Raw genomic sequence first — 12,155 nt, 5'->3', positions numbered from 1 at the left:
TCCCACCCACGACTGTCCCTCGACTGATACGCAGGCACGGCGGCGGAACAAGACGACTGAAGTCGAGGGTAACCGAAAGGTTGAGACCGGAGCCACGCCTCCTTCCTGCGACTGCCCGCCCTGCGTGGCGAGCGCTTGTGCGCCGGCCATGAATTTGCGACCCGTACGGTCCCGCCTGCGTGATCCCCCGCCATGCTCGACAGCACCCTCTTCTTCGCCCTGGCGGTCCCGGCCGTGGTGCTCATGGGCATGTCCAAGGGCGGCTTCTCGGGGCTCGGCCTTATCAGCATGCCCATGCTCGCGCTGGCCATCTCGCCCGTGACGGCCGCGGCCATCATGCTGCCGATCCTGATCGTGCAGGACGCCGTGAGCGTCTGGGCCTACCGGCGCGACTTCGACCGCAAGATCCTCCTGATCATGTTGCCCGGGGCCCTGGTCGGCATCGCGGTCGGCTGGTTTCTAGCCGCGCAGGTGCCGGAGGCGGCGGTGCGGGTGGGAGTCGGCCTGATCTCGGTCGGCTTCGTGCTGATGTATTGGGGCCGGCGCAACGTGATGGCTGAGGGCGAGCGAACCCGGGGGTCGACAGGCGCCGGCGTGTTCTGGGGCGCGGTTTCGGGCTACACCAGCTTCGTCGCCCATGCGGGCGGGCCGCCTTTCCAGGTTCACGTGCTGCCGCAGCGGCTCTCGCCGCAGCTCTATGCGGGCACCAGCACCATGTTCTTCGCGGCCGTGAACTTGGTGAAGGTCTTTCCCTATGTGGCGCTGGGCCAGTTCTCCTCCGAGAACCTGAAGGCCTCGGCGCTGTTCTTCCCCATCGCGATCGCGTCCACTTTCCTCGGCGTCTGGATGGTGCGACGCCTGGACGCCCGGCGCTTCTTCACGCTCATCTACGCGTTGAGCTTCGTGGTCGGCGTCAAGCTGATCTGGGACGGGATCCGCGACCTGATCTAGGCCCCAGCACCTCGACAATCGATTGATTGTGTGCCGCACGGGCCGCGGCTAGGCTCCCGCCTCTATACCCCAGGGAGAGGGCAGCCGTGGCGTCCAACATCTACGACATCGATCTCGACAAGAACCCGGCCAACTTCCAGCCCCTCACGCCGCTGTCGTTCCTGGAGCGCGCCGCGCTGGTCTATCCGGAGCACGTCGCGATCATCCATGGCCCCATGCGGCGGACCTATCGGGAGTTCCACGAGCGCTCCAGGCGGCTCGCCTCGGCGCTGGCCAAGCGCGGCATCGGGCGTGGGGACACCGTGGCGGTGATGCTCGCCAATACGCCCGCCATGCTGGAGTGCCACTACGGCGTGCCGATGACGGGCGCCGTGCTCAACACGCTCAACACGCGCCTGGACCCGCCGATCATCGCGTTTTCGCTCGACCATGGCGAAGCCAAGGTGCTGATCGTTGACCGTGAATACGCCAAGGTGATGAAGCCGGCGCTGGAGCAGTGCGCGGTGAGGCCGCTGGTGATCGACTACGACGATCCGGAATACACGGGTCCCGGCGACCGGCTCGGCTCACTGGACTACGAGGCGTTCCTGGCGGAGGGGGACGCAACCTACGAGCGCCAGAGCCCCGGCGACGAGTGGGACGCCATCTCGCTCAACTACACGTCCGGCACCACCGGCAACCCGAAGGGCGTCGTCTACCACCACCGCGGCGCGGCCTTGCTGGCGCAGGGCAACGTGCTCACCTGCAACATGGGCAAGCACCCGGTCTACCTGTGGACCCTGCCCATGTTCCACTGCAACGGCTGGTGCTTCCCATGGTCGATCTCGGCGGCGGTGGGCACCCATGTCTGCCTCCGCTACGTGCGCGCCAAGGCCATGTACGACGCCATCGCGGATCACAAGGTGACGCACCTGTGCGGCGCTCCCATCGTGATGTCGACGCTGCTGAACGCGCCGGAGGCGGAGAAGAGACCCCTGCCGCACACCGTGGAGTTCTTCACCGCGGCCGCCCCGCCGCCCGAGGCGGTTCTGGCGGGCATGCGTGAGGCCGGGTTCAACGTGACGCACCTGTACGGGCTCACCGAGACCTACGGGCCGGCGGTGGTCAACGACTGGCACGCCGAGTGGAACGACCTCGATGGGCCCGCGCAGGCGGCCCGCAAGGCCCGGCAGGGCGTGCGCTACCTGGCGCTCGAAGCGCTCGACGTGAAGGACCCGGGCACGATGGAAAGCGTCCCGGACACCGGGGAGGTGATCGGCGAGGTCATGTTCCGCGGCAACGTGGTGATGAAGGGCTATCTCAAGAACCGCAAGGCCTCGGACGAGGCTTTCGCAGGCGGCTGGTTCCACTCGGGCGACCTCGGGGTGAAGCACCCCGACGGCTATATCCAGCTGAAGGACCGCTCCAAGGACATCATCATCTCGGGCGGCGAGAACATCTCGTCCATCGAGGTCGAGGACGCCCTGTTCAAGCATCCGGCGGTGCAGGCGGCGGCGGTGGTGGCGAAGCCGGACGAGAAGTGGGGCGAGACGCCCTGCGCCTTCGTGGAGATCAAGCCCGGGCGCGAGGCGACGGTGGAGGAACTGCTTGCCTGGTGCAGGCAGCACCTGGCCGGCTACAAGTGTCCGCGACACATCGTGTTCACGGAGTTGCCCAAGACCTCCACAGGCAAGATCCAGAAGTTCCGGCTTCGGGAGATGGCCCGGGAGGTTTGACGGCCGGTTTGGCTGGAGGCGGGCCAAGCGGTCCGTTCCTACCGGCCATTATTCGGGCAAAATAAAACCGCCGCAGCTAACGGGCTTGCGGCGGTGAACCCACGCTAAGCGCTGTGAAGCGCCAGTCCGACTTTAATGAATGGTCGGCTTCGCGGCCGTACGCAGCCGCTCGATCTGATCCTTGAGCTGCAATTTCTTGCGCTTCAACTCCGCGAGTTTGAGGTCATCGACGCCAGGGGCGCCCATTTCCCGCTCGATCTCCTTATCGATGGCCTGATGGCGGCGCTCAAGCTCCGCCAGATGGGACTGCAAAGCCATTCGATACCTCCCATGTTTTGAACGTCATCAGTCTGACACAGGACGAGGCCTCGGGGGAGACGGATTCGCAAAGAGCGCGTCGACCGGGGCCTCATACCATCAGGTAGGGAGGGCGGATTTCTCCTGCAAGCGGGAGCGCCGCGCCAACACCAGCGACGTTATCCAAGCGTCAGCTTGGCCGCAAACGGCGGCTTGCCCGAAGCGTACGGTCTGGCATAGTGGTGAGGTCCCGCCTGGGCGGGCCAAGCGGGCGTCAGCCAGTGAACATGATCAACGACAGCACCGAGTTCACCGAGAGCCAACTGGCCGCGGAACTGGCCCGCCTGCAGAGCGAGCATCGCGACCTGGACGCCGCGATCTTCGCCCTGGAAGGCATGACGGCGGCGGATCAGCTCCAGATCCAGCGCCTCAAGAAGCGCAAGCTGGCGCTGAAGGACAAGATCATCCAGCTTTCCGACCAGATCACGCCCGACATCATCGCCTGACTGTCAGCGGGCGGCGGCCTTGGCGGCGTAAAGCCGGCGATCGGCCCCTTGGAGCGCGTCTTCGACGCTCTGGCCGGCCTCGAGTTGCTGCACCCCGAATGACGCTCGTATGCTGATCTCGTGTCCCGCCCAGCGGATCGGGTCCGCCGAGAGAGTCCTGGACAGCGCCGCGGCCTTGTCGGCGGCCACCTCCCCGGGAGCGTGCCAGAGAAGGATCGCGAACTCGTCCCCGCCGAGTCGCCCAACGATATCGGAGGCGCGCAACCTGCTCGAAAGCGCCTGGGCCGTGTGCGCCAGAACTGCGTCCCCAGCCGGATGACCCCACAGGTCGTTGACCGCCTTGAACCCGTCCAGGTCCAGAAGCGCCAGGGATACGGGAACGCCATACCGCTCGGTGTAGGACAGCGCGCGCCGGAGCTCGCGCAGGAAGCCGCGGCGATTCAGGGCGCCGGTCAGTTCGTCGACGTGGGCGAGCTCCTCGAGTTCGCGGACGCGCGCCTGGGCGGCGGCGAGTTCGCGGGTCAGTTCGGCGATGCGCCGGGCCTCGGGGGAGGGGGCGACGTCCTGGGCGGGGGAGGGGGCCTGCTTCAAACGGACGGTCCTGCTCAGCTTGCGCATGGGGGGCGCGCCTCTATACTCCGCCGCTCTTTTTCTTGAAGGCCGCTTAAGATCGGCAGGAGACTGACAATGAAGGGGCCTACACCTGTCGCCATCATCATGGGCAGTCAGTCCGACTGGGCCACGATGCGGCACGCGGCCGAGGCCCTGGAGTCCCTGGACGTGGCCTACGAGGCGCTCATCGTGTCGGCGCATCGCACCCCCGATCGGCTCTACGCCTTCGCCAAGGGAGCGCGGGACGCCGGGTACCAGGTGATCATCGCCGGCGCCGGCGGGGCTGCGCACCTGCCCGGCATGACCGCGGCGCTGACGAGCTTGCCCGTGTTCGGGGTGCCGGTGGAATCCAAGGCGCTGTCCGGACAAGACAGCCTGCTCTCGATCGTGCAGATGCCGGCCGGCATCCCGGTGGGCACGCTCGCGATCGGCCGGGCCGGAGCGGTGAACGCGGCCCTGCTCGCCGCCGCCGTGCTCGGGCTGAACGATCCCGCGCTGGCGGCGCGCCTGGAGGCGTATCGCGAAAGGCAGACGGCGTCGGTCGCCGAGCGCCCTTCGGACGAGGCCTGACATGCTGCATCCCGGCCAGACCATCGGCATCCTGGGCGGCGGGCAACTCGCCCGCATGATGGCCCTCGCGGCCGCGCCGCTTGGCCTGAAGTGCCACATCTACGCGCCTGCCGGCGACAACCCGGCCTTTGACGTCTCGGCGGGTGCGACCCAGGCGGCCTATGACGACGAGCAGGCCCTCGCGGCCTTCGCGGCGGCGGTGTCCGTCGTCACCTACGAGTTCGAGAACGTGCCGGCCGCGACGGCCGACTTCCTGGCGCAGCGCGTGCCCGTGCTGCCAGGCCCTCGAGCGCTGGCCGTGACGCAGGATCGTCTGACCGAGAAGACGTTTCTGCGCGACATTGGCCTCGAGACGCCAGCTTTCCGCGCCGTGGACGACCTCGCATCCTTGGAGGCGGCAGTGGCCGCGATGGGCCGGCCCGCGGTGCTGAAGACGCGCCGCTTTGGCTATGACGGCAAGGGCCAGGCGGCCATCCGGCCCGAAACGGACCTCGCCGAGGCCTGGAAATCCGTGGGCGAGCAGCCCTCGATCCTCGAATCGTTCGTCCCTTTCCTGCGCGAGGTTTCGGTGGTCGCCGCACGTGGAAGGGACGGTGACGTCGTGGCCTACGACGTGTGCGAGAACGAGCATCGGCATCACATCCTCGCCGTGACGCGCGTGCCGGCGACCTTGCAGGGCGAGGCGAGCCACGCCGCGCTGGAGCACGCCGCGCGCATCGCGACCGAGCTCGACTATGTGGGCGTGCTCGCCGTGGAGATGTTCGTGGTGGCCGAGGCCGACGGGCGCGAGCGGGTGCTGATCAACGAGATTGCGCCGCGGGTCCACAATTCAGGGCACTGGACACAGGACGGGGCCGATACGTCGCAGTTCGAGCAGCATGTTCGCGCAGTGGCCGGCTGGCCGCTCGGTTCGGCGCGCCGGCGCGGAACAGTCACCATGCACAACCTGATCGGCGACGAGGCCGACCAGTGGCATGCGTTCCTGGTCGAGCCGGGGGCGCACCTGCATCTCTACGGCAAGGCGGAGGCGCGTCCCGGCCGCAAGATGGGGCACGTCAACCGGGTCACGCCTGAGTGAGATTGTCCCCAGACCCGGTGAAAGCTCGAAATTCGAGCATCAGGGCCGTGGACAAGCTTGGGTGATTCTGTTAATCCACCGCATCCCGGCGATGGCGCCTGCGCGCCAGCCGAACTCCTTTTCTTCGAGACACGGGAAAACGACGCGTGCAGGTTCTCGTTCGTGACAACAATGTCGACCAGGCTCTCAAGGCGCTGAAGAAGAAGATGCAGCGCGAGGGTATCTTCCGCGAGATGAAGCTCCGCGGGCACTACGAGAAGCCCTCCGAGAAGCGCGCCCGCGAAAAGGCCGAGGCCGTTCGCCGCGCCCGCAAGCTGGCCCGCAAGCGCGCCCAGCGCGAAGGCCTGCTTCCGGCTCCCAAGCCGAAGGTCGCCGCTGGCCGCTGAAGCCGGCGCGGCTCTCCAGCCGCGAACGGGTTGTTCCGACGGCGCCCCGACCGAAAGGTCGTCGGGCGCCGGTGGCGTTTTACGGGCTGGTTCTGCAGGACCGTAGGGCGGCTGTTGCACTCGCGCCACGCACACGTAGTGAGCGAATTCTTAAGCTCCGTGCGTCACCTTCTCGCTCCAATTCGCCCCCATCCGTGACACGCCCGCCAGGACGGCGGGACGATTCACATCGAAGGACACTGAAAGGTCCCGTCATGCGCCTTCCGCTGCCGCGCCCTGTCTCGCTGACCAAGGCCGCCCGTCTTTCCGTGCTGTGCCTGGCGGTCGCCGTCGCGGGTTGTGAGACGGTCGGGCGCGGGATGTCCGGGGCCGGCGTCGCCGAGATCGAGGAAGACAAGTCGGGGGCCCAGGCCGCCAACATCTCCTCCCTGACGGACGTGATCTCACGCAATCCGAACGACGCCAGCGCGTACAACACGCGCGGCGCGGCCTACGCCAAGATCGGCCGCTTCCAGGAGGCGATCGGCGACTTCAGCAAGGCGCTGCAGATCAACCCGGGCTACGCGCCGGCCTATACCAATCGCGGCCTGGCGTACCGGCAGACCAACCGCAACGATTCGGCGCTTGCCGACTTCTCGGCCGCCATCCAGGCGAACCCGAACTACGGCCCGGCGTACCTGGCCCGCGCCAACCTGCTTCGCTCGCAGAACAACTTCGACCAGGCCTTTGCGGACCTGTCGCAGGCCATCCGCCTCAGCCCCGAGTCGGCGCAGGGCTACCACGCGCGTGGCCTCATCTACCAGCGCCAGGGCCAGCACAAGCAGGCCATCAACGACTTCGACGCGGCGATCGACCGCGACCCCTTCGCGGGCGCGCCCTACCAGGCCCGCGGCGTGAGCCTGATCGCGGTCGGCAAGTACCAGCAGGCCGCCGAGGACTTCAACGCGGCGCTGAACGTCGACAACCGCAGCGCGGACGCATGGGCAGGCCGCGGCCTCGCCTACGAGAAGCTCGGCGACAAGGCCAAGGCGACCGAGTCCTACCAGCGAGCGCTGGTGGTGGAGCCGGGCAACGCCGCCGCCAAGGAAGGCCTGAGCCGCGTCGGCGGCCGGAGCGGCGGCGGGTTCTTCTGATCCCGCGCTTCAAAGCCCAGTCACGAAAAAGGCCGGCTCGAAGCCGGCCTTTTTGTTTGGTCAGAACGGACCGGAGATGCCCGGGGGCGCCGGGAGTCTCCAGGTTTCGATCAGTGCGCCATGGCCTTGTTGATTTCTTCGACCATCTTCTTGGCGTCGCCGAAGAGCATCAGGGTGTTGTCCTTGAAGAACAGCTCGTTCTCAACGCCGGCGTAGCCGGAGCCCATGCCGCGCTTGATGAAGAGGACGGTCTTGGCCTTCTCCACGTCCAGGATCGGCATGCCGTAGATCGGCGAGGCCAGGTCCGTCTTGGCGGCAGGGTTGGTGACGTCGTTGGCCCCGATCACGAAAGCCACGTCGGCCTGGGCGAACTCGGAGTTGATGTCCTCGAGCTCGAACACCTCGTCGTAGGGGACGTTGGCCTCGGCCAGGAGCACGTTCATGTGGCCGGGCATGCGGCCCGCGACGGGGTGGATGGCGTACTTCACCTCGACGCCTTCCTTTTTGAGGTTGTCGGCCATCTCGCGCAGGGCGTGCTGGGCCTGGGCCACCGCCATGCCGTAGCCCGGCACGATGATGACCTTGCTGGCGTTCTTCATCATGAAGGCGGCGTCGTCGGCCGAGCCCTGCTTCACCGGGCGCGTCTCCTTGGTCCCGCCTGCGGCCGCGGCGGTCTCGCCGCCGAAGCCGCCCAGGATGACGGAGATGAAGGAGCGGTTCATGCCCTTGCACATGATGTAGGACAGGATCGCGCCCGAGGAGCCGACCAGCGCGCCGGTGATGATCAGCGCCAGGTTGCCCAAGGTGAAGCCGATGCCGGCGGCCGCCCAGCCCGAGTAGGAGTTCAGCATCGACACCACGACCGGCATGTCGGCGCCGCCGATCGGGATGATGATGAGGCCGCCCAGCACGAAGCTGACGAGGGCGATGAGCCAGAACAGGCCAATCGACTCGGTCTTCACGAAGAGGGCGATCAGGACGACCAGCAGGATGGCAAGGCCCGCGTTGATGACGTGCCGCTGCGGCAGCAGGATGGGCTTGCCGCCCATGTTGCCGTTGAGCTTCAGGAACGCGATCACCGAGCCTGTGAAGGTGATGGCGCCGATGGCGACGCCGAGCGACATCTCCACCAGCGAGGCGCCGTGGATGGCGCCGGGGACGCCGATGCCGAAGGCCTGCGGCGCGTAGAGCGCGCCGGCCGCGACCAGCACGGCCGCGAGGCCGACCAGGGAGTGGAAGAAGGCCACCAGCTGCGGCATCGCCGTCATGGGAATGCGGCGGGCGACCACCGCGCCTGCGCCGCCGCCGATCACCAGTCCGAGCAAGACCAGCAGCCAGCCGGACAGGCTGGCCGGGGGCGCCAGCGTCAGCGTGGTGATCATGGCGATGGCCATGCCGACCATGCCGAAGATGTTGCCCTGGCGGCTGGAGGCCGGGGAAGACAGGCCGCGCAGCGCCAGGATGAACAGGACGCCGGAGACCAGGTAGAGAAGGGCCGCGAGATTGGCGCTCATCGGATCAGCCCTTCTTCTTGTACATTCCCAGCATGCGCTGGGTGACCAGGAACCCGCCGAAGATGTTCACGCTGGCGAGGATGAGGGCGATGAAGCCGAAGAAGCGCGCCCAGGTGGGGCCGTTGTCCACGGCCCCGACGGCGCTCACCCCGATGGAGAGCAGGGCGCCCACGACGATCACCGACGAGATGGCGTTGGTGACGGACATCAGGGGCGTGTGGAGCGCCGGGGTCACCGACCACACCACGTAGTAGCCCACGAAGATCGCCAGCACGAAAACCGCCAGGCGGAACACGAAGGGGTCGAGCGCCCCGCCGCTCGCCGCGTGGGCGGCGGCGCCCGCGGCGGTCGCCACCTGGTCGGCGTAGGCCTGGGCGGCCTCGGCGGCCGCGCGCGCGACGCGGGCGGCGTCCTGGGCGCGCTGGACGAGGATGTCAGCAGATTCTGTCGCCATGGATCATCCTCCTCAGGCCGTGGGAGCCGCCGCGGGGGCGGGCTCAGCAGGCTTGGGCTGGAAGTTCGGGTGGACCACCGCGCCGTCGCGGGTGAGGTTCGTGGCCTGGACCAGCTCGTCGTCCCACTTGACCGCCAGGGCCTTGGAGCCCTTGTCGATCATGGTCTCGAGGAAGTTGAACAGGTTCTTGGCGTAGAGGCTCGACGCCGTGGCGGCGAGGCGGCCGGGCACGTTGAGGTGGCCGACGATCTTGACGCCATTGGGCGTCACCACGATCTCGCCGGGCCTGGCCAGGGCCACGTTGCCGCCGCGCTCGACCGCGAGGTCGACCAGCACGGAGCCGGGCTTCATGGAGGCGATCATGTCCTCGGACACCAGCTTCGGGGCCGGGCGGCCGGGAATCAGCGCCGTGGTGATGACGATGTCCTGCTTGGCGATATGGGAGGCGACCAGCGCGGCCTGCTTGGCCTGGTACTCCTTCGACATCTCCTTGGCGTAGCCTCCAGCGGTCTGCGCCTGCAGAAACTCCTCGTCCTCCACGGCCAGGAACTTCGCGCCGAGCGACTCGACCTGCTCCTTGGTGGCGGGCCGCACGTCCGTCGCCGTGACCACGGCGCCCAAGCGGCGCGCGGTCGCGATGGCCTGCAGGCCCGCGACGCCGACGCCCATCACGAAAATGCGGGCGGCGGGCACGGTGCCTGCGGCGGTCATCATCATGGGCAGGGCCCGGCCATACTCGGCAGCGCCGTCGATCACGGCGCGATAGCCCGCGAGATTGGCCTGGGAGGAGAGCACGTCCATCACCTGCGCCCGGGTGATGCGTGGCATCAGCTCCATGGCGAAGGCGGAGACGCCGGCGTCGGCCAGGGCCTTGAGCGCCGCCTCGTTCCCGTAGGGATCCATGATGGCGAGCACGATGGCGCCGCGCTTCATCGCTCCCGCCTCAGCCGGGGTGGGGCGGCGCACTTTGAGCACCACGTCGGCGTCGGCCAGCGCAGCCTCGGCCGTGGGCTCCGTCGTCGCGCCGGCGGCCTGGTAATCGGCGTCCGTGATCCCGGAGGCGAGGCCAGCGCCGGACTGAACGGCGACATTCGCGCCAAGCCCGACGAGTTTCTTCACCGTTTCCGGCGTGGCGGCGACGCGATCCTCATGCGGATCGGTCTCGGTAATCACGGCGATACGCATTGCGGGAACTCCGCTGGCCTGCGGCGCGCGACAGCAAGCAGTGAAAGGAGGACCGCTGCGCCAGCCGGCGCAACGATCCGCGCGGCTCGGGTGTGGGGATCAGAGCAGGAAGAAAGCCATCCCGATGAGCAGGACGACAACGGCGGTGGTGCCGTACTTCGCGAGGTTCACGAACATCGCGTAGGTGCGCTCGTGCTCCGGGTAGTCCATCGCGGGATGCCCGCCGGCGGGCGCGAGGTTATGGTCAGCCATATTTCCCCCTTGGAAATGTTGCTACGGGTAGGAAAGTCCCTGTCTGCGCGTGTATCGCAGACGGCGCTTTGAGGCAATCCAAGGCCCCTCCCGCAAGGGTCGCGAGAGCCTGATGCTAAATCGATTAGATCGGGCCTTCAAGTCGGGCGCGCATCTCTGGCATGCCAGAAAAGATCGGGTGTGGCGCCCGCGCTACGCCGAGCCGGAGCGGATTGCCGCCGCCGAGCCAAAAACACCTGTGACCAAAGCGAAAAGGCTAAGGCCGCAAAGCACGGCGAATGGAGTGGCGAACGGCACTGTGCCCCCCACGGCGGCGTTCGCCGCGGACACCCCGAAGATCAGAACGGGAATCATCAGGGGCAGGACGAGGATCGACAGCACGAGGCCTCCACGGCGCAGGCTGGCGGTGAGAGCGGCCCCGATGGCGCCGATGAAGGTCAGGGCGGGGGTGCCCACGAGAAGGGTGGCGCAGATGGCGCCCATGGCCTCGGGCGACAAGGCGAGGAGCAGCCCGAAGAACGGCGCGGCAAGGGCCAAGGGCAAGCCCGTCGTCGCCCAATGGGCCAGTCCCTTGACGAGGACGACCAGTTCAAGGGGCGTCTCGCTCATCCGGATCAGGTCCAGGGATCCGTCCTCGGCGTCCGCCTGGAACAGGCGATCGAGGCCGAGTAGCGTGGCAAGCGCAGCTGCGATCCAAAGTATGGCCGGGCCGATGCGCGAGAGCAGGTTCAGATCGGGGCCGATCGCGAATGGCACGATCGTGACCAGGATCAGGAAGAAGACGAGGCCCATCCCGCCGCCGCCGCCAATGCGCGCGGCGAGGCGGAACTCCCTCGCGGCCAGGGCGGCGAGGGGCGACCTCATGCGGGGCCGATCCTGACGGAGGCGGTTTCCCGGACGCCGAGCGGGCCGTGGGTGGCGGCGACCACGAGGCCGCCGCGTTCAAGGTGGCGGTTTACGATCTGGGCAAAGAGTTGCTGGGACGCGGCGTCCAGCGCCGAGGTGGGCTCGTCCAGCAGCCACACCGGCCGGTCCGAGACGAGAAGGCGCGCGAGGGCCAGGCGGCGCCGCTGGCCGGCGGAAAGATAGGCGCAGGGCAGGTCGGCGGCATGTCCGAGCCCCAGCCGGTCGAGCGCCTCGTCGGGATCGATGGCGGGTTCGCCCAGCATCGCCTGCCAGAAACCCAAGGCCTCATGCGGCGTCAGCGCCGGCTTCAGCGCATCCCGATGTCCGACATAGTGCGCCTGCTCAGGGAGAGTTCGATCGTCGTGGCCGCCATCGAGCAGAATCGATCCGCCTGACGGCTCGAGGAGACCGGCCAGGATCTGCAACGTGGTCGATTTCCCTGCCCCGTTGCGGCCCACCAGGGCGACAGCCTCGCCCTCGTCCACGGCGAAACTGACGCCCTGGAAGACGGGTCTCCCCGAGCGCTCGCAGGCGAGGTTTTCGACGACGAGACGCATGCGCGAAGGGGGCCTCTGGTCCGTGTTTCAACGACTTTC

General features: G+C 67.8%; 14 protein-coding genes and 1 pseudogene. 7 read left to right on the top strand and 8 right to left on the bottom strand.

The window, feature by feature from the left end:
* The first annotated feature begins 192 nt into the window (after positions 1-192).
* Positions 193-951: a sulfite exporter TauE/SafE family protein gene (locus SLNSH_RS01055; protein ID WP_106334784.1), complete on the top strand. Its 759-nt coding sequence runs from the start codon at positions 193-195 to the stop codon at positions 949-951.
* A gap of 86 nt (positions 952-1,037) precedes the next feature.
* Complete coding sequence (locus SLNSH_RS01050) at positions 1,038-2,666, top strand: acyl-CoA synthetase (RefSeq protein WP_106334783.1); 1,629 nt, start codon at positions 1,038-1,040, stop codon at positions 2,664-2,666.
* A gap of 132 nt (positions 2,667-2,798) precedes the next feature.
* Here SLNSH_RS01050 and SLNSH_RS01045 read toward each other — a convergent pair whose 3' ends face one another.
* Positions 2,799-2,984 (bottom strand): YdcH family protein, encoded by a 186-nt coding sequence (locus tag SLNSH_RS01045; RefSeq protein WP_106334782.1) that lies wholly within the window; start codon positions 2,982-2,984, stop codon positions 2,799-2,801.
* A gap of 266 nt (positions 2,985-3,250) precedes the next feature.
* Here SLNSH_RS01045 and SLNSH_RS01040 point away from each other — a divergent pair, with 266 nt between their 5' ends.
* Entirely contained in the window at positions 3,251-3,469 is a 219-nt protein-coding gene (locus SLNSH_RS01040) for a YdcH family protein (RefSeq protein ID WP_106334898.1), read from the top strand.
* Between the two features lie 3 nt (positions 3,470-3,472).
* Here SLNSH_RS01040 and SLNSH_RS01035 read toward each other — a convergent pair whose 3' ends face one another.
* Positions 3,473-4,087: a GGDEF domain-containing protein gene (locus SLNSH_RS01035; RefSeq protein WP_106334781.1), complete on the bottom strand. Its 615-nt coding sequence runs from the start codon at positions 4,085-4,087 to the stop codon at positions 3,473-3,475.
* A 69-nt stretch (positions 4,088-4,156) separates the two neighbouring features.
* On the opposite strand from SLNSH_RS01035, the gene purE reads away from it, so the two are divergent.
* The 4 genes and pseudogenes from purE (at position 4,157) to SLNSH_RS01015 (ending at position 7,248) form a co-directional block, all read left to right on the top strand.
* The gene (gene purE / locus SLNSH_RS01030) at positions 4,157-4,651 is read left to right on the top strand and encodes a 5-(carboxyamino)imidazole ribonucleotide mutase (protein ID WP_106334780.1); all 495 of its coding nucleotides are present in this window, start codon (positions 4,157-4,159) and stop codon (positions 4,649-4,651) included.
* 1 nt (position 4,652) lies between these two features.
* Positions 4,653-5,729: a 5-(carboxyamino)imidazole ribonucleotide synthase gene (locus SLNSH_RS01025; RefSeq protein WP_106334779.1), complete on the top strand. Its 1,077-nt coding sequence runs from the start codon at positions 4,653-4,655 to the stop codon at positions 5,727-5,729.
* A gap of 146 nt (positions 5,730-5,875) precedes the next feature.
* Positions 5,876-6,140, top strand: a pseudogene (rpsU, locus tag SLNSH_RS01020) (30S ribosomal protein S21); the annotation flags it as partial.
* Positions 6,141-6,369: 229 nt separating this feature from the next.
* On the top strand, positions 6,370-7,248 hold the full coding sequence (locus SLNSH_RS01015; protein ID WP_106334777.1) for a tetratricopeptide repeat protein: 879 nt from the start codon (positions 6,370-6,372) through the stop codon (positions 7,246-7,248).
* Positions 7,249-7,358: 110 nt separating this feature from the next.
* Here SLNSH_RS01015 and SLNSH_RS01010 read toward each other — a convergent pair whose 3' ends face one another.
* The 6 genes from SLNSH_RS01010 to ccmA form a co-directional block, all read right to left on the bottom strand.
* Positions 7,359-8,762, bottom strand: coding sequence for an NAD(P)(+) transhydrogenase (Re/Si-specific) subunit beta (locus tag SLNSH_RS01010; protein ID WP_106334776.1), 1,404 nt, complete (start codon positions 8,760-8,762; stop codon positions 7,359-7,361).
* A gap of 4 nt (positions 8,763-8,766) precedes the next feature.
* Positions 8,767-9,216, bottom strand: coding sequence for a proton-translocating transhydrogenase family protein (locus SLNSH_RS01005; protein WP_106334775.1), 450 nt, complete (start codon positions 9,214-9,216; stop codon positions 8,767-8,769).
* Positions 9,217-9,228: 12 nt separating this feature from the next.
* On the bottom strand, positions 9,229-10,401 hold the full coding sequence (locus SLNSH_RS01000; RefSeq protein ID WP_106334774.1) for a Re/Si-specific NAD(P)(+) transhydrogenase subunit alpha: 1,173 nt from the start codon (positions 10,399-10,401) through the stop codon (positions 9,229-9,231).
* 99 nt (positions 10,402-10,500) lie between these two features.
* A complete protein-coding gene (locus SLNSH_RS00995; protein WP_106334773.1) occupies positions 10,501-10,653 on the bottom strand; it encodes an aa3-type cytochrome c oxidase subunit IV in 153 nt (50 codons plus the stop codon).
* A gap of 192 nt (positions 10,654-10,845) precedes the next feature.
* Positions 10,846-11,517: a heme exporter protein CcmB gene (ccmB, locus tag SLNSH_RS00990; RefSeq protein ID WP_106334772.1), complete on the bottom strand. Its 672-nt coding sequence runs from the start codon at positions 11,515-11,517 to the stop codon at positions 10,846-10,848.
* Entirely contained in the window at positions 11,514-12,116 is a 603-nt protein-coding gene (ccmA, locus tag SLNSH_RS00985; protein ID WP_106334771.1) for a heme ABC exporter ATP-binding protein CcmA, read from the bottom strand. The genes ccmB and ccmA overlap by 4 nt, the downstream gene beginning before the upstream one ends.
* Positions 12,117-12,155 lie beyond the last annotated feature (39 nt).

The sequence above is a fragment of the Alsobacter soli genome (genome assembly GCF_003004785.1).
Taxonomy (GTDB): Bacteria; Pseudomonadota; Alphaproteobacteria; order Rhizobiales; family Beijerinckiaceae; genus Alsobacter; species Alsobacter soli.
Note: the sequence above shows the minus strand (reverse complement) of the source record. Positions and strands in the feature narration are given on the sequence as shown.

Excerpts from the sequence above, each read along its gene's own strand:
- ccmB (WP_106334772.1), bottom strand. The coding sequence starts at position 11,517 with ATGAGGTCGCCCCTCGCCGCCCTGGCCGCGAGGGAGTTCCGCCTCGCC.
- SLNSH_RS01025 (WP_106334779.1), top strand. The coding sequence starts at position 4,653 with ATGCTGCATCCCGGCCAGACCATCGGCATCCTGGGCGGCGGGCAACTC.
- SLNSH_RS01005 (WP_106334775.1), bottom strand. The coding sequence starts at position 9,216 with ATGGCGACAGAATCTGCTGACATCCTCGTCCAGCGCGCCCAGGACGCC.
- ccmA (WP_106334771.1), bottom strand. The coding sequence starts at position 12,116 with ATGCGTCTCGTCGTCGAAAACCTCGCCTGCGAGCGCTCGGGGAGACCC.
- SLNSH_RS01035 (WP_106334781.1), bottom strand. The coding sequence starts at position 4,087 with ATGCGCAAGCTGAGCAGGACCGTCCGTTTGAAGCAGGCCCCCTCCCCC.
- SLNSH_RS01055 (WP_106334784.1), top strand. The coding sequence starts at position 193 with ATGCTCGACAGCACCCTCTTCTTCGCCCTGGCGGTCCCGGCCGTGGTG.
- SLNSH_RS01040 (WP_106334898.1), top strand. The coding sequence starts at position 3,251 with ATGATCAACGACAGCACCGAGTTCACCGAGAGCCAACTGGCCGCGGAA.
- purE (WP_106334780.1), top strand. The coding sequence starts at position 4,157 with ATGAAGGGGCCTACACCTGTCGCCATCATCATGGGCAGTCAGTCCGAC.
- SLNSH_RS01010 (WP_106334776.1), bottom strand. The coding sequence starts at position 8,762 with ATGAGCGCCAATCTCGCGGCCCTTCTCTACCTGGTCTCCGGCGTCCTG.
- SLNSH_RS01015 (WP_106334777.1), top strand. The coding sequence starts at position 6,370 with ATGCGCCTTCCGCTGCCGCGCCCTGTCTCGCTGACCAAGGCCGCCCGT.
- SLNSH_RS01000 (WP_106334774.1), bottom strand. The coding sequence starts at position 10,401 with ATGCGTATCGCCGTGATTACCGAGACCGATCCGCATGAGGATCGCGTC.
- SLNSH_RS00995 (WP_106334773.1), bottom strand. The coding sequence starts at position 10,653 with ATGGCTGACCATAACCTCGCGCCCGCCGGCGGGCATCCCGCGATGGAC.
- SLNSH_RS01045 (WP_106334782.1), bottom strand. The coding sequence starts at position 2,984 with ATGGCTTTGCAGTCCCATCTGGCGGAGCTTGAGCGCCGCCATCAGGCC.